The following is a 16,558-nucleotide window of genomic DNA, read 5'->3' on the forward strand; positions in this document are numbered from 1 at the left end:
TAATAGAATTGACAAGGCTGCGCAGAGTACTCAGGTCAGGCAGCGAGTGAGAGTTAAATGATAAATATTCTTACCGGATGCGTATGTGCGATCACACACATAACCTGTAGAAAAGCGGATGACGAAGGATGCTCGGTTTTTCCGCTGAACGCGGGAAACTGCGCGAGTCGAATAGAAAATAAAGAGAATGGGGCGAGTACCTCACATCAATGCCGGGCGGCAGATTCTTTTGTGCCCCGGCACGCTAGAATTTATAGCCCCGATGCAGCGCAACCGCACTGGCAGCCAAATTGAAATACTCTACGCGCTCCAATCCAGCCTGCCGCATCAATTGCTTTAACTCTTCCTGAGAAGGGTGTACACGGATGGATTCGGCGAGATAGCGGTAGCTATCCTGGTCTTTGGCAACGAGTTTGCCCATTGCCGGCAGGACCTTGAATGAATAGATATCATAAAGTGGTTGCAGCGGTTTCCATATCTTGGAGAATTCAAGCACAATGACACATCCGCCAGGACGGAGTACACGCTGCATTTCTTTCAAGGCCATGTCTTTGCGGGTCATGTTCCTGAGACCGAAAGCCACGCTCACGCAATCGAAATAATCGTTTGGAAACGGCAGTTTTTCTGCATCGCATTGCGCTACCGATACAGCCGCGCCCTCATCCAGGAGCCGGTCACGGCCTATCGTGAGCATGGCATTGTTGATATCGGTAAGCCAGACTTCACCGCTCTCACCAACGTGCTCCACGAACAACGCACTCAAGTCAGCGGTGCCGCCGGCAATGTCGAGTACCCGGCCACCCTTCTTGATACCGCTTGTTTCCACAGCAAAGCGCTTCCATAACCGGTGCATGCCCGCCGACATGAGATCATTCATCAGGTTATAGCGTTCTGCCACCGAATCGAACACCCCCGCCACCTTGCGGGCTTTCTCGGCTTCAGGAACGGCGGTGAAGCCGAAATGGGTAGTTTTCATCATGAATTTCAGTTTCTAATATAGAAAGTACACGTTTATATCGTGCGGCGATTAAAATTATCTCGATCCAGGTTGCCTACCCAATGCCCGTGAACCCATAACCGGATCACGGCTTGCACCCGCCTCTTCCATTCGGTCCAGATACCGTTGCCACATTTTATCCTGATGCACGCCGTAGTCATAGAGTAAATCCCACGAATACAGACCGGTATTATGACCATCGGAAAAAGTTAGCTGGATCGCGTAATTACCCACCGGCTCGATGTGATTGATGTTCACGTCTTTCTTGCCCACTTGCAGCACTTCCTGCCCCGGACTATGTCCGCGTACTTCCGCGGAAGGCGAATAAACCCGGAGAAATTCACAGGGAATCCGGAAGGTTTTGCCATCTCCAAAAGAAATTTCCAGCAACCTGGACTTTCGATGCAATTTTATTTCAGTAGGATTGGGAGTATCTTTGCTTAACCCTGCCATCTCGCCATTCCTCTAGTCGAACCGCATATGATAAACCAGCATGGGCAAAACTGAAACCTCGCTACCGGAGAAAAACCGTTTCAACCTGGATTCGGCAGTGAGCAGGATACTCTCCTGCAGGAAGATATGCGCGGGGAATGTAACGGTCATCAAACATCAGGAGTTGCCAAAGGCGGGCGTCTTTGCCGTGCACATGGCAAAGACGCTGGATGATGACTGTGTCAGGATCGATCAGGCCACTTGCTCAGACAGCCCCGGCCACAACAACCCTACAGCCTGAGTCTCATCGGCACCGCAGACGAACGTGCGGTAGTTCCTTACGACTGCCTGACAGGACAAACTGGATCGATCGCTGCTTTACGCGGCAGTCTCAAGAGCTGCTCCATGTAACCCTGACCCCGATCAGGGGAATGCCGGTATTATCGGTTCCGTTCCCTCAATCTCCACAGTGGGCAAATGTGCTTTTATACGACCCTCAATTTCCTCAACCCTGCTCATCGGCACGTCGGCCAGAACCAATAGCTGACCCGCCTCGATCGCCGCCTCAAACTGCTTGATTCTCGAACTGGCGGTGCTTACGCCTATCATGCCGCCTGCCCACGCACCCACTCCCGCCCCCGCGAGGGCGCTCGCTAGCAGAACACCCCCTGCGATTACCGTTGAGGCAGGAGGAAGCGCCAGTGCGACCAATCCGGCGAGTGCGCCCGCCGACCCGCCAAGCGCAAGTCCGCGCTCGACAGCGGGAATGAAATCGGTTCTCTGAAGGAGATTTGCTTCCGGCAGATCCTCAAGCTCTGTGCCGCGCTTTGCGACCACATGGATATGCCGTTCGTCGATTCGTGCCAGCAGCAGCTCATCGACAATACGTTTGGTGATGGTGATATCGGGAACAAGAAAGTAGATTCGTCGCATCATGATCTCCTAAAAGTTTGTAAGATAATCACCCGCTCAGGGAGGGCGGAAAATTCAAACCAACCTCAATTTCATCATAGGATGGCTTACCTGAAAAAGCAATGTTCACGCGAATCACAACATGCTATAACGTGCCACGAACCATCAGTATGATAGTAGTCGATATCAAATATTTTGTTCAAGACGCATTTCAGGCGGCGATGCCATGATAGCGGGAAAAGAAGTGGAGAATGGTTATATGGAAATGATTAAGACACGTGCCGCGGTGGCCTGGGGTCCGGGACAACCGCTAAGTATCGAAGAAGTTGACCTGATGCCGCCACGAAAAGGCGAAGTGCTGGTGCGTATTGTGGCAACGGGGGTATGTCATACGGATGCATTCACCCTGTCGGGAAGCGATCCTGAAGGCAAGTTCCCCGCTATCCTCGGCCATGAAGGAGGAGGCATCGTTGAGGCCTTGGGTGAAGGCGTAACCAGCATTGCCGTGGGCGACCATGTTATCCCGCTCTACACTCCCGAGTGCGGCGAGTGCAAATTCTGCAAATCGGGTAAAACCAATCTGTGTCAGGCGATACGTGCTACTCAGGGACAGGGTCTGATGCCTGACGGTACCACGCGATTTCTTAAGAACGGAAAGCCCATCTATCACTACATGGGCACCTCAACCTTCTCCGAATATACGGTGATACCCGAAATTTCACTGGCAAAAATAAACAGGGAAGCCCCCCTGGAAAAGGTCTGTCTGCTGGGTTGCGGTGTAACGACCGGCCTTGGTGCCGTTGCCAAAACCGCGAAAGTAAAGAAAGGTGATACCGTTGCGGTTTTTGGACTTGGCGGTATTGGTCTGGCCGTTATTATAGGGGCGGCGATGGCAAAAGCTGGACGCATTATCGCAATCGACATCAATCCGGGAAAATTTGAGATAGCACGTCAACTGGGCGCTACCGATGTGGTGAATCCCAGGGATTACTCCAAGCCGATTCAGGATGTCATTATTGAAATGACTGGCGGCGGCGTAGATTTTTCCTTCGAATGCATCGGCAATGTCAAAGTCATGCGTTCCGCACTGGAATGCTGCCATAAAGGTTGGGGCGAGTCGGTGATAATCGGCGTTGCCGGTGCGGGCGAGGAAATATGTACCCGTCCATTTCAACTGGTAACGGGACGTGTATGGCGTGGCTCGGCATTTGGCGGAGTGAAGGGCCGCACTGAACTGCCGGGTTACGTGCAGCGCTATCTTGATGGGGAATTCGAGCTCGACACGTTCATCACTCACACCATGGGGCTCGACGATATCAATACAGCATTTGAACTGATGCACGAAGGCAAATCCATACGCACCGTTATTCATTTCAACAAGTAAACACCATCAGCACGCACTTGACTCATCCCAGAGCCAGGTCATGCCATGCCGGTAAAATCGGGAATTTGCCCGGAATTTTCCGGACTGAGCTACGTATTGAGGATTCTGAATATGCCGGAATTGAAACTCCTCTCATCCCACCGTTTATTCGATGGATCGCAAAGGCGCTACTGGCACCGTTCAGAATCGCTGAATTGTGGAATGAATTTTTCCATTTTTCTCCCGCCTGGAACAGGCAATGACAAGAAAATACCGTCGATTTATTGGCTCTCGGGATTAACGTGTACCGATGAAAATTTCACCCTCAAAGCTGGTGCTCAACGCGTTGCGGCGAAACTTGGCCTCGCGCTGGTCATTCCGGATACGAGTCCGCGGGGAGACGCTGTCGCGAGCGCGCTGGATGCCGCCTACGATCTGGGGTTAGGAGCTGGTTTCTATGTGAACGCGACCCAGGCCCCCTGGAATCGCCATTACCGAATGTATGATTATGTCGTCGATGAGCTCCCGGCCCTGATTGAACAGCATTTTCCCGTGAATGACCGGCGATCCATTTGCGGACATTCCATGGGTGGTCATGGTGCGCTGGTTATTGCCTTGCGGAACCCCCAACGCTATCAATCGGTATCCGCCTTCTCGCCTATCGCCAATCCGACTACTAGTCCTTGGGGTAAAAAAGCCTTCAACCACTACCTGGGTGATGATGTAAAAAATTGGCGGGATTATGACGCAACATTGCTGATTGAGGCTTCACGCGCATCGAAGCATCTGCCAATGAGGGTCGACCAGGGTGACGCGGACGAATTTCTGATCGATCAACTGAAAACCGAGCGCCTTATCGCTGCTTGCAAGGCGGTCAATTATCCTGCCCAGATCACCATGCGCGCGGGTTATGATCACAGTTATTTTTTTATCAGTACGTTTATCGAAAGCCACCTGCGTTTTCATGCGAAAGCGCTCGGTTCCTGACGCTCTTTGAGAAAAATTCCGCCGGTATCGAGATGTCTACCCGACAGCTGCACCTGTCATCTCGATTTCCTAATTGCTGGCAGCCTGCCAGGCGACCCTCTGCTCTCCTTGATAACTCAAGCGCGGCGGCAAATGCGCTCTCTGCTTGCTGTATAATCGATCTTTTTTAAAAAATGGCTCTCTCCTATGGAAGCGGAACAACTTAACGCAATGTTCTATCAACTCGGCGATCTCGACAACCGGGCGGCAGAGTTGCGGAGGTATCTTTGACTTCGATACCAAGCAAACGCGCCTGAATGAACTTACCCGGCTGACAGAAGACCCCGCCATCTGGGACGACAATAAACGTGCCCAGGAATTGGGGCGCGAAAAAAAAATGCTGGAAGATGTCGTCGTCACCCTGGAAACAGTCGGGCGGCAATTGCATGACGCCCGGGACTTGTTCCAGATGGCAAGAGAGGAGGATGACGATGCCACGCTGCGGAGCATCGGCAGCGATATCATGCAATTGGAAAAAACCGTGGCGGAAATGGAATTCCGCCGCATGTTTTCCAATCCGATGGACCCTAACAATTGCTTCGTGGATATCCAGGCCGGGTCGGGCGGCACTGAAGCACAGGACTGGGCGGCAATGCTGGAGCGCATGTATCTGCGCTTTTGTGAACGCCGCGGGTATAGCGTGGAAGTGATGGAAGAGTCGGCCGGCGAGGTTGCCGGCATCAAGAGCGCAAGTATCAAAATATCGGGTGATTATGCTTATGGCTATCTCCGTACAGAGACCGGGGTGCACCGGTTGGTGCGAAAGTCCCCGTTCGATTCCGGCAATCGCCGCCATACCTCCTTTGCCAGCGTGTTTGTTTATCCCGAGGTGGACGAAACCATCGAAATAGAAATCAACCCGGCGGATTTGCGCGTCGATACTTTTCGTGCCTCTGGCGCAGGAGGCCAGCACATCAATAAAACGGACTCGGCTATTCGCATCACTCACAATCCCACGGGTATCGTGGTGCAATGCCAGAGCGGCCGTTCGCAGCACCGCAATCGCGCGGACGCGATGGCAATGCTGAAATCGCGACTGTACGAAGCGGAATTGCGTAAACGCAATGACGAGAAGCAGGCGATCGAGGACAGCAAAACCGATATAGGCTGGGGACACCAGATTCGCTCCTACGTGCTGGACCAGTCCCGCATCAAGGATTTGCGCACCGGCGTTGAAACCGGCAATACCCAGGGGGTGCTCGATGGCGGGCTGGACGATTTCATTGAAGCAAGCTTAAAGCAAGGCATATAGGAGATCTGATGGCAACGGATGGTGTTTCGGAGAAAGACTTGGATGAGCCGCTCGGCAAATTGGAGCCGGAAACGAAACTCATTGAGGAGCGCCGCGCCAAACTGGGTGTACTGCGTGAAATGGGTAACGCCTTTCCCAATGATTTTCGGCGTGAAGATTTCTCATCCGATCTTTATCGGCAATATGGCGGGCACGCCAACGAAACGTTGGAAGCAACGCCAAGACTCGTAGCCATTGCGGGACGTATGGTATTGAAACGAGTGATGGGCAAGGCAAGCTTCGCCACTATCCAGGACATGAGCGGGCGCATCCAGCTTTACATCACTAATGATACTACCGGCGCGGAGGCACACGAAGCTTTCAAGCATTATGACCTCGGCGATATACTGGGTGCTCAGGGTGCGCTCTTCAAAACCCGGACTGGCGAGCTTTCGGTGCGCGTCACCCATCTGCGCTTGCTGACCAAATCCTTGCGCCCCCTGCCGGAAAAATTCCACGGCCTGACCGACCAGGAACAGAAGTACCGCCAGCGTTATCTCGATCTGATCACTAACGAAAATACCCGCAAGGTATTTATCACGCGCTCCAGGATCATCCAGTCCATCCGTGATTTTTTTGCCGCCGACGGTTATCTGGAAGTGGAGACACCGATGATGCACCCTATCCCCGGTGGCGCGACGGCACGGCCATTTGTCACTTACCACAATACGCTGGATATGCAATTGTATCTCCGCATCGCGCCCGAACTATATTTGAAGCGTCTGGTAGTGGGTGGAATGGAAAAAGTATTCGAGATCAATCGCAATTTCCGTAACGAGGGTATCTCTACGCGACACAACCCCGAATTCACCATGCTGGAATTCTATGAGGCTTACCGGGATTACACGTATTTGATGAATTTCACCGAAACCATGCTGCGGGAAGTGGCGGCAAAAGTCCTAGGCACCACCAAGGTGACTTATCAGGGACAGGAAATTGATCTTGCACAACCATTTGAGCGGCTCAGCATCACTCAGGCCATCCGGAAATTCCAGCCTGAATATACCGATACCCAACTCAATGATCGCGCGTTCCTAATCGAGAGGTTGCAGGAACTTGGCATTACTCACAAACTGGGAGACGGTATCGGCGGCTTGCAGTTATCGCTATTCGATGAAACCACCGAGCATTTATTGTTTGAACCCACTTTTATCATTGATTATCCGGCGGAAGTCTCCCCCCTGGCGCGGCGCAACGATGTCAATCCCGCGATAACCGACCGCTTCGAGCTCTACATAGCGGGACGAGAAATAGCCAATGGCTTTTCCGAATTGAACGACCCGGAAGATCAGGCTGCGCGCTTCCTGGAACAAGCCAGCGCCAAGGAGGCGGGAGACTCCGAAGCCATGCATTACGACGCCGATTACATACGCGCCCTGGAATACGGCCTGCCGCCCACCGCAGGTGAAGGCATCGGCATAGACCGGCTGGTTATGCTATTCACCGATAGTCCGAGCATTCGAGACGTAATTATGTTCCCGCAACTGCGGCGTGAAGACTAAAAACCCATCGGTCCGGGATAAACTCCTCCCCCATGATGCCACAGGCTCGCCTTGCATAAAGAACCCCGGGTCAAGCCGTCCGTGAAGCAAGGTGCTGGCAACGGGGGACTTATTCAGAGACCCATCAAGACCCGTCGCAATAGCCATTATCCTGAAACCAGGCCATCGCATCCTCGAGCGCTTCCGCTGCAGGCCGATAGCGATAACCCAGCACCCGTACGGCCTTTTCGCTGGAGTAAAACATCTTTTTTTTCGCCATGCGCACACTATCCACTGTCGCACGTGGCTCAATGTTCGTCACCATTGCCATTTTTTCCATTAGCCAGGCGGCAGGCAAAACCAGCTTGACGGGAATATTGAATCGTTTTGTCCGCTTGCCTCTGATCTCGTCGATAGTCTGTAGTATTTGCAATAAAGTCATATTTTCGCCACCCAGGATATAACGTTCCCCGGGTTCTCCATGCGCATGAGCCAGCAGATGACCATATGCGATGTCATCAGCATGGGCGATGTTCAAACCGGTATTTACATACGCCGGCATCCGGCCACATAAGGTATCAACCACGATACGTCCCGTCGGCGTGGGCTTGATGTCACGCGGCCCTATTGGCGTGGACGGATTGACGATAACCAGCGGCAGCTTGTGTTCGTCGGTAATCCGCTGAACAATTTGTTCCGCCATGAATTTTGACCGCTTATAATGTCCGGTCATCGACACGAGACTGGAAGGGGTGTCCTCGTTGGCGGAGGTACCATCCTGATGCGTTCCCAGTGTTGCCACGCTGCTGGTGTATATCATGCGTTTCATGCCGGCTTCCGCTGCCGCGAGTATCAGCGCCTCCGTCCCTTTTACATTGATGTCATACATGGTTTCGGGATTAGGCACCCATAGGCGGTAATCTGCGGCAACATGAAACAAACTATCGCAACCGGTCACCGCGCGCTTCAATGAGGGGGCTGAACGTAAATCACCTTCGGAAATTTCAACGGGCAGCTCATGAAGATTTCTCCGGTCACTTCCCGGCCTGACCAGACAGCGTACTTCGTGGCCAGCGTCCAGTAAACAGCGCGCGACCGCCGAACCCACAAAGCCGTTGGCGCCGGTAACCAATGATTTCATCATGCTCAACCTTTCTTCGGCTCCCGAATTGACACCGGGAACCTATAGCCGCGATCAAAAACTCCCATTGTTGGGACTACACGCCGTACCTACTCAATTCGGCCTTATAATTGGCAGATGAGGGCGTATCAAATAAAAATCATTAAACCGGGGCGTTTCGATCCGAAGCCAGGATAATCACCCGCCTTGCCATGACTACATCAGTCAGTGTGGCGCGTTGCAAGGTGCTTCTCGACATCATCCTTGCTGAAGCCCAGGGCAGCAGCCACACGATCGGCGTGGCTAACCCGGGACACACCCGGAATCAAACGATAAGTCGGGCCTTGAGGCAAAAATTCACCCTGCAGGTAACGGCCGATTCCCTTATGCTGCAAGCGCTCGCACAGCTCGTGATTATGGGTGACAAGTAATGTGCTGGCTCCAAGCTTGTGGAAACCTGCGAGAACGTATTCGGAAAGCTCCATCTTCTCCTCGAACGTTGTGCCTTCCGAAAGCTCATCCAGCACGACGAGACTGCGCGCGGTAGAGTTGAAGAATATCTCGCGTGTGCGTTTCAACTCGTGGCCGAAGCGGCCCATCCCCTCATCCAGCCGTCCCGGGTCCGGCACCTGATAGAAAATATGCTCAGCCAGCACCAGCCGCGCGGCCGCTGCGGGAATGTAACAGCCGATCTGGCCCAGAAGCTGAATCTGGACCACGGTTTTACAGTAGGCCGTCTTACCTCCGCTGTTCGGTCCCGTGATAACCAGCAAGCGTCCGGTATCATCAAGCCGTATATCGTTCGGCACGTAGTCTGGATTAGTCCCGGCAAGTAGCGGATTTCTTGCCTCCGTAACGCTCAGGGAATGGCGCTCGCCTTCCACTATTTCCGGCAGCACCATTTTTCCACCGAAGGTGAGCGAGTAGCGATGAAAGGACAGGATCTCATCAATCATGCCCAACGCATCCAGTACGCGCGCCAATTCAGGGCTCTGCCTGAATAGCTTGCGCAACGGATAGATGACGGAGTCGCGATCGGATGCCGCGATTGCGATCAGGAGGACGGGCAGAATCGGCACAGCCAGCACAAGTATCCCATATCCCAGGTAAGCAATCCCGAAACTGGCGAGCATGCTCTGGAAGAAATAAAGCGCTGCGCCAAGCAGCGCCAATGTCAGCAGTATTGGAAGCGGCTTGATAATCGATGGTGTGAAGCGCGGAACGGGTAAATAACGCGGCTTTTCCTCCCGCGTCTTGAACTTTCCTTCTACCGGAAAAATCGGTCCGCGCATCAGGGAATAAATACGAGAGGCCCCAAAGTCGCGAATGACGGCAAACAAGTCTCTCAGATACGGACTTTGCGGCTGTGGCAACGTGTTCATCGCCTCGACCAGATCGACCACAAAGCCGGTGCCATCGACAAACTGGTGGTAACCGTAGCCGCTAAATTCCATTTCATCTTTCCCATCTCTCGAGTTATCGATAGCGAGACCCCCGGTAAAGGTACCGTAGAGCAATTGATAAAGCCCATGTTCTTCCGGCACCGCACCTTTCAGGAAATGCTGAAGCGCTTCCCGCAGACTGGAATTTGACTCAAGCTCACGCAACGCTTCCTGTTTTTTTTGAGTGAGCCCAGGGTCGGTGCCTGGCCGCGCCAGCGATCGGTAAAGCACCGATTGTCCGACATGCGTAACGGCGTGATTGCAAGAATCGAATAACTGATCGATTTCGATCGCATCTAATGTCTTTGCATCCAGAACGCCGTTATCGGCGCCTGTTGGACGCGTGTCGCGCACACCCGCCAGCCGCTCGCCGCTGGCAAGGATAGGCGGGTGACTCAGACAGGGATCAAAGGCGACTGGATCGTTCATGGCCGGTCTTGAAAATCGCTGAATAAATCCTCCATGAGTATGTTGCAGACAAAATGAGTGATCAAAATGACTTACTGTAAAGGGCGAGGCCTTTCCACGATGTCCGGCGGCACGGTGAGTAAACCGGTTTTTCTTGCCACCTCAACTACCGATGATGGGATGGACTATCCGTCTTATACTCTGCGTTCTTCGCTCTGGATTCATCCAATCTAACCGGATTGTTAATGCGGATTTGTTTCCAAAACGTTGAGAACTGTACGGAGCACTCACAGGATTCCGTTCACAAGCTCATATCGTTCAAGGTAAAGGCGGCGAACTCTATGTCCTTCACATTCGATGCTGAAAATCTAACATTCAACCGGTGGCGCGTCAACGCACCCAGTACCCCGCGATGCTGAATAGCCCCATACTCGGGCTATGCAACGTACCGCCCCCATGAAGGCATCCACGGAGCGCTTGCGGCAAGACCCGGAACTTACTCAGAAATTGCCTGCGTCGGAAACTGCAATACAATTCCGTCTTTCTCTAACGAAAGACGGATTATTATTGAACATGGGACACTGAACTTGGGTCTTGCCCGTTGGAAGAGGAAACACCAAAGGCGCTTCCTTTTGCCAGCACCTCATTTATCTGCCTCAGATCTTCTTCATCCAACTCACCCGCTTCCGCCTCCAGTCTCAACTTGGACATGAGAAAATTGTAACGCGCCTGGGCGAGATCCCGCCGCGCGGAATAGTGCAATTGCTGCGCGTTTAATACATCCACTTCGGTTCTGACACCCACTTCCTGCCCCAGCTTGGTGGAATCCACCTGGCTTTGACTGGATGTTACCGCTTGCCGCAGCGCCTTCACCTGCGCAATGCCATTGGTGACATTAAGATACTGCTGGCTCACTTGAAGTACACTATTGCGCCGGGTATTATTCAGATCCTGGAATACCTTCTCCTGGGTGGCCAGAGCCTCGCGCACACGTGATTGCACCGCGAAACCCTGAAATATCGGAAAACTCAATTGAACTCCGATTTCCTTTGAGGTCAGGTCAATTGGCCGGCCGGTGATTGTCCCCCCAACACCTCTCTGATCACTGTACAGGGCAACCAGATCGAGAGTCGGATAGTGTCCCGCCTTGGCCCGTTCCACATCCTGTTTTGCGATTTCATACACCGATTGTTGAACTTTCAGGGCAAGATTATTCTGTTCAGCCACGTTGATCCAATCCTGCATATTTGCATACTTCAGATTGAGCAGATCAGGAAAGTTCTCGTTTGGACGTGTGAGATCATCCGGCAAACGGCCGATAATCTGTTGCAGTGCGCGTTTTCGGACTTCCAGATCGCTCCGGGCGGCAATCTCCTGCGAGAGCGCCAAATCAAATCGTGCCTGGGCCTCGTGTGTATCGACGATGGTGGCTGTCCCGACCTGAAAGTTGCGCTTGGCTTGTGCGAGCTGTTCTCCAATGGCTCTCTTCTGGGCTTCCGCCACCTCCACGTTTATCAACGCCAATTGAATGTCAAAATAAGCCTGCGCTACACGCAGGATCAGCTCTTGGGCCGCGATGATGAACTGGGAATCCGCTTGGGCGACTTGAAGCTTGGATTGCTCGTAGATTACGAAATTTTCCTTGCGGTAAATCGGCTGGGTTGCCGTGATCGTTATACTCGTGTTATCGATGACGACTTCGGGCGGCCTAACGCCGGTCCCGGTCCCGGTGCCGATCCCGGTCGTCACGCTCTGTATATCGATATACTGTCTCCGGCGCACACCCGCGAGTGTGATAGTCGGAAGCAGCCCGGCCCGGCCCTGCGGCAGTTTCTCCTGGGCCGCCTGATGCGCGGCGCGCGCGGCGCTGTATTGCGCATCCTGCTCCAGCGCCTCACGATAAATTCCCATCAGGTCGGTAGCGTGGAGCGGGGTATGGAAAGCCGCGCCGGAAATTAATAACGCATAAATATATTGCGGAATTTTCACTTTGATCCAGATTGCCTTATTTTGCCGGGAGAAGAAAAGCCATCGCCCGATTGAACCTGGTTAATAGGTCCGTCAGGCGGGTGCGCAATTCGCGGAGTTGATCTGGAAGATCAAAATGTGAATCTCGCCGGCTGCTTTGCGTTTCTTAGCGGGGCAATGCAGGTTTCAAACAGACCAACGGTATTGTATGCACCCGTTTTCTCTCCTTGTGCGACACAAGTGACGAGCAGCGCCTGCATCACCGGTGCATCACCCACCACCGCGAATAGGCGTCCGCCGGTTTTGAGGCTTTGCTGAAATGCCTCCGGCAAAACCGGAGTGGAGCCAGTCAGCACGATAACGTCATAAGGCCCATGCTCGGGCCAGCCACAGGCGGCATCGCCTAATTCCATCGTCACATTTCCGATCTCATGAGCCTGAAGATTTTTCTCCGCCATGGCCTTCAGTTCCGGCACGATTTCCACGCTGTAGACATATTCGCCCTTCTTTGCCAGAAGTGCGGAAAGGTAACCGCTGCCGCTGCCGACCTCCAGAATCCTGTCCGTTTTTTTTATCTGGAGTTCCTGCAAGATGCGCGCCTCAAGCTTGGGAGCAAGCATCACTTCACCGTATCCCAGCGGGATCTCCATATCGACAAACGCAAGGGAACGGTATGCTGCGGGGACAAATTCCTCACGCCGCAACTCAAACAATAATTTAAGAACCTCCTGATCCAGCACATCCCAAGGGCGAATTTGCTGTTCCACCATATTAAACCGGATTTGTTCGAGATCCATGCCCAGCCCTATATAAATTGTCATCACAGACTTGCAATTATTCCACATTTCCATTAGCTTCACATCAGCAGCTAGGGGTCCGTTTCCGGAATCATCCGGTAAACCGGTGAGAGAGTCCCTTAACACCTGATACGGGTAATGCCGCCGTAGGGAAGCTGGGATTAGCCGTCCCGCTCGTTTATGGCACCCAAAGACTTAAAGGAGCGTACTATGAATGCAACAGTTTTAAACCCCGCCCAATTTTCCTCCCCGTTTTCAAGCAAGACTGCCCATGTCGATGAAGGAGCGGTCAAACCTTTGCCTCAATCCCGCAAGGTTTATGTGCAAGGATCCCGCCCCGACATTCAGGTACCGATGCGGGAAATCAGCCAATCCGATACGCCCGCCAGCATGGGTACGGAGGAAAATCCTCCGATTTATGTCTATGACACTTCCGGCCCCTACACCGACCCAGCGGCAGAAATAGATATACGCTCCGGATTACTGCCATTACGCGAGAAATGGATAGACGCGCGTGACGATACGGAAGTTCTCGCGGGCCCCGCTTCCGCCTATGGCAGGCAGCGTCTGACCGATCCCCAGTTGGCGGAAATGCGCTTCGATCTGAAACGCCAGCCGCGCTGTGCCAGGGCGGGAGAAAACGTGACACAAATGCACTATGCCCGGCGCGGTATCATTACGCCGGAAATGGAATATGTCGCCATACGGGAAAACCAGCGTTGCGAACATCTCGGCGCCCAGCGCCGTGAACTGCTTATGCGCCAGCATCCAGGACATGATTTTGGCGCGCTCCTGCCCCAGCATATCACACCGGAATTCGTGCGTGACGAAGTGGCCCGCGGTCGTGCCATCATTCCTGTCAATATCAACCATCCCGAATCCGAGCCGATGATCATCGGGCGCAACTTTCTGGTGAAGATTAATGCGAATATCGGCAACTCCGCTCTCGGTTCAAGCATCCAGGAGGAAGTCGAGAAAATGACCTGGGCTATTCGCTGGGGGGGCGACACGGTTATGGATCTTTCGACCGGAAAGAATATCCATGAGACCCGTGAATGGATCATCCGTAACAGCCCTGTTCCCATCGGCACCGTACCGATTTACCAGGCATTGGAAAAAGTGAACGGCAAGGCGGAAGATCTTACATGGGAGATTTTTCGTGACACCCTGATTGAACAGGCTGAGCAGGGTGTGGACTACTTTACCATCCATGCGGGCGTGCGGCTTGCCTATGTTCCGATGACAGCAAAGCGTCTGACCGGCATTGTTTCGCGCGGGGGTTCGATCATGGCCAAGTGGTGCCTTGCGCATCATCGGGAAAGTTTTCTTTACACCCGCTTCGAGGAAATCTGTGAAATCATGAAGGCTTATGATGTCAGTTTCTCTCTGGGAGATGGTCTGCGTCCAGGATCGATCTACGACGCCAACGATGAGGCTCAGTTTGCCGAACTGGAAACCCTCGGCGAACTGACCCAGGTTGCATGGAAGCATGACGTCCAGGTGATGATCGAAGGCCCGGGTCATGTACCCATGCATCTCATCAAGGAAAACATGGATCTGCAATTGAAATACTGTGCCGAGGCGCCTTTCTACACACTGGGCCCGCTCACTACCGACATCGCTCCAGGCTATGATCATATTACCTCAGCGATCGGCGCCGCCCTGATCGGCTGGTACGGCACTGCGATGCTATGCTACGTTACGCCCAAGGAACACCTTGGCCTGCCGGATAAAGACGACGTCAAGGATGGCATCATCACCTACAAAATTGCCGCTCATGCGGCAGATCTGGCAAAGGGGCACCCGGGTGCGCAGATACGCGATAATGCGCTCTCCAAGGCACGTTTCGAATTCCGCTGGAATGATCAGTTCAATCTCGGCCTCGATCCCGACAAGGCCAAGCAATTCCACGACGAAACCCTGCCGCAGGAGGGCGCCAAACTCGCGCATTTCTGCTCGATGTGCGGCCCTCATTTCTGCTCAATGAAAATAACCCAGGATGTACGGGATTACGCCGCCAGTCAGGGAGTCAGTGAAAACCAGGCTCTCGAACAAGGCATGGAAGAGAAAGCCATCGAATTTGTAAAAAAAGGGGCGGAAATTTATAGCAAGATATGATTTCCCCAGCGCATGAGATAGCAAAAGCGCTGTGGCGCAATAATCCAGAATCCGGCGGCTAACGCCCATTTATCAATGATTATGGGCTCTTGGGTGGGGCCGCTACGGATTGGGATAATTCCTGAAACTACCTGCCCGGAAATTGGGAACTTCACATTTTGAGATCTTCTTCAGCCTGAGGCGGGGGTTCGGTGCGATAATATCCAGAATATAATCAACTGATCGAATCGCAACAACCATTCTCTATCGGATGCTCCCATTGTCCAGCAACACCCTGACTCACTTGTGCCTATGCGTGCTTATCCGGGGTCAAATGCCTTTACCCGGATAATCGCCGCATGGATTGGCTTCTATTCATCAAGGCCTTGATCCTCGGCATTGTCGAGGGCTTGACCGAATTCCTCCCGATTTCCTCTACCGGCCATCTCATCCTGGTAAGTGATTTGCTCGACTTCAATGACGAGAAAGGCAAAGTATTCGCGATTGTGATCCAGCTGGGCGCAATATTGGCGGTATGCTGGGAATATCGCGTAAAGATTGGTGGCGTGGTGATGAACATTGGCTCAAGTGAGGATGCGAACCGCTTTGTGTTGAATCTCTTCATCGCGTTTTTGCCCGCCGCGATTCTGGGTCTCCTCTTCATCAAAACAATAAAGCAATATCTGTTTCATCCGGTTCCGGTGGCTATGGCGTTTATCATCGGAGGATTTCTGATTCTGTGGGCTGAGCGCAGAAAGCACGTGGTGGATGTAGACCGGGTGGAGGACATGGACTGGAAACATGCGCTGAAGGTTGGATTGATGCAGTGCCTCGCACTGATACCCGGTACATCACGCTCCGGCGCAACTATCATTGGCGGCCTCTTTTTTGGTTTGTCACGCAAGGCAGCTACCGAGTTCTCTTTCTTTCTGGCAATACCCATCATGTTTGCGGCCACTTTCTACGATGTCTACAAACATCGCGACATACTGCATTTCACCGATATCGGCGTATTCATTGTGGGATTTGTGGCATCGTTCATCAGCGCGCTATTGGCGGTACGCGGCTTGTTGCGTTTTATCAGCCATCATGACTTCACTGTATTCGCCTGGTATCGAATTGGATTCGGGATCATCGTGCTGGCTACCGCTTATTCCGGACTGGTCAAATGGTCGGCCGCATAGATTTGTATCAGGATAAAAACTGCTTACCGGTTTCTTGATT

The 16,558-nt window shown here is 53.0% G+C and carries 14 protein-coding genes and 1 riboswitch; of the genes, 7 read left to right on the top strand and 7 right to left on the bottom strand.

All coding sequences use genetic code 11. From position 1 onward, the window contains the following. Positions 1 to 244: 244 nt before the first annotated feature. Together ubiE and EBAPG3_RS14555 are read right to left on the bottom strand one after the other, a co-directional pair. Entirely contained in the window at positions 245 to 979 is a 735-nt protein-coding gene (ubiE, locus tag EBAPG3_RS14550; protein ID WP_004174460.1) for a bifunctional demethylmenaquinone methyltransferase/2-methoxy-6-polyprenyl-1,4-benzoquinol methylase UbiE, read from the bottom strand. Between the two features lie 54 nt (positions 980 to 1,033). After that, complete coding sequence (locus tag EBAPG3_RS14555; protein ID WP_004174462.1) at positions 1,034 to 1,450, bottom strand: gamma-butyrobetaine hydroxylase family protein; 417 nt, start codon at positions 1,448 to 1,450, stop codon at positions 1,034 to 1,036. Between the two features lie 40 nt (positions 1,451 to 1,490). On the opposite strand from EBAPG3_RS14555, the gene EBAPG3_RS14560 reads away from it, so the two are divergent. Then, positions 1,491 to 1,730 (top strand): hypothetical protein, encoded by a 240-nt coding sequence (locus EBAPG3_RS14560; RefSeq protein WP_040851117.1) that lies wholly within the window; start codon positions 1,491 to 1,493, stop codon positions 1,728 to 1,730. Positions 1,731 to 1,852: 122 nt separating this feature from the next. Here the strand turns inward: EBAPG3_RS14560 and EBAPG3_RS14565 are convergent, their stop codons facing one another. After that, positions 1,853 to 2,362 carry a hypothetical protein gene (locus EBAPG3_RS14565; RefSeq protein ID WP_004174467.1) on the bottom strand — a complete coding sequence of 170 codons (510 nt, stop codon included), beginning with the start codon at positions 2,360 to 2,362 and terminating at the stop codon, positions 1,853 to 1,855. A gap of 238 nt (positions 2,363 to 2,600) precedes the next feature. Between EBAPG3_RS14565 and EBAPG3_RS14570 the strand changes: the two genes are divergently transcribed. The 4 genes from EBAPG3_RS14570 (at position 2,601) to lysS (ending at position 7,523) form a co-directional block, all read left to right on the top strand. Further along, positions 2,601 to 3,725, top strand: coding sequence for an S-(hydroxymethyl)glutathione dehydrogenase/class III alcohol dehydrogenase (locus tag EBAPG3_RS14570; RefSeq protein WP_040851127.1), 1,125 nt, complete (start codon positions 2,601 to 2,603; stop codon positions 3,723 to 3,725). A 111-nt stretch (positions 3,726 to 3,836) separates the two neighbouring features. Continuing rightward, positions 3,837 to 4,691 (top strand): S-formylglutathione hydrolase, encoded by an 855-nt coding sequence (fghA, locus tag EBAPG3_RS14575; RefSeq protein WP_040851119.1) that lies wholly within the window; start codon positions 3,837 to 3,839, stop codon positions 4,689 to 4,691. A gap of 186 nt (positions 4,692 to 4,877) precedes the next feature. Then, positions 4,878 to 5,982, top strand: a protein-coding gene (gene prfB, locus EBAPG3_RS14580) for a peptide chain release factor 2 (protein WP_151898968.1) whose coding sequence is annotated in 2 segments (ribosomal slippage) — positions 4,878 to 4,958 and positions 4,960 to 5,982 — 1,104 coding nt in all. Because the reading frame shifts where the segments join, the coding sequence is not laid out codon by codon here. 8 nt (positions 5,983 to 5,990) lie between these two features. Further along, the gene (gene lysS, locus EBAPG3_RS14585; RefSeq protein ID WP_004174480.1) at positions 5,991 to 7,523 is read left to right on the top strand and encodes a lysine--tRNA ligase; all 1,533 of its coding nucleotides are present in this window, start codon (positions 5,991 to 5,993) and stop codon (positions 7,521 to 7,523) included. 124 nt (positions 7,524 to 7,647) lie between these two features. Here the strand turns inward: lysS and hpnA are convergent, their stop codons facing one another. From hpnA to EBAPG3_RS14605, 4 genes are all read right to left on the bottom strand, one after another. Beyond that, positions 7,648 to 8,646, bottom strand: coding sequence for a hopanoid-associated sugar epimerase (hpnA, locus tag EBAPG3_RS14590; protein ID WP_227869233.1), 999 nt, complete (start codon positions 8,644 to 8,646; stop codon positions 7,648 to 7,650). Between the two features lie 197 nt (positions 8,647 to 8,843). Beyond that, positions 8,844 to 10,493 carry a MutS-related protein gene (locus EBAPG3_RS14595; RefSeq protein ID WP_085922071.1) on the bottom strand — a complete coding sequence of 550 codons (1,650 nt, stop codon included), beginning with the start codon at positions 10,491 to 10,493 and terminating at the stop codon, positions 8,844 to 8,846. Between the two features lie 543 nt (positions 10,494 to 11,036). After that, the gene (locus EBAPG3_RS14600; protein WP_004174248.1) at positions 11,037 to 12,461 is read right to left on the bottom strand and encodes a TolC family outer membrane protein; all 1,425 of its coding nucleotides are present in this window, start codon (positions 12,459 to 12,461) and stop codon (positions 11,037 to 11,039) included. A 110-nt stretch (positions 12,462 to 12,571) separates the two neighbouring features. Continuing rightward, the gene (locus EBAPG3_RS14605; protein ID WP_040851087.1) at positions 12,572 to 13,237 is read right to left on the bottom strand and encodes a protein-L-isoaspartate O-methyltransferase family protein; all 666 of its coding nucleotides are present in this window, start codon (positions 13,235 to 13,237) and stop codon (positions 12,572 to 12,574) included. A gap of 63 nt (positions 13,238 to 13,300) precedes the next feature. Further along, a riboswitch (TPP riboswitch) is annotated at positions 13,301 to 13,407 on the top strand. Positions 13,408 to 13,447: 40 nt separating this feature from the next. Between EBAPG3_RS14605 and thiC the strand changes: the two genes are divergently transcribed. Continuing rightward, positions 13,448 to 15,355: a phosphomethylpyrimidine synthase ThiC gene (thiC, locus tag EBAPG3_RS14610; RefSeq protein ID WP_004174251.1), complete on the top strand. Its 1,908-nt coding sequence runs from the start codon at positions 13,448 to 13,450 to the stop codon at positions 15,353 to 15,355. A 338-nt stretch (positions 15,356 to 15,693) separates the two neighbouring features. Beyond that, positions 15,694 to 16,518, top strand: a complete 825-nt coding sequence (locus tag EBAPG3_RS14615; RefSeq protein WP_004174257.1) for an undecaprenyl-diphosphate phosphatase — start codon at positions 15,694 to 15,696, stop codon at positions 16,516 to 16,518. Positions 16,519 to 16,558: the final 40 nt, after the last annotated feature.

Origin of the sequence: Nitrosospira lacus (genome assembly GCF_000355765.4) — a bacterium.
GTDB classification, from domain to species: Bacteria; Pseudomonadota; Gammaproteobacteria; order Burkholderiales; family Nitrosomonadaceae; genus Nitrosospira; species Nitrosospira lacus.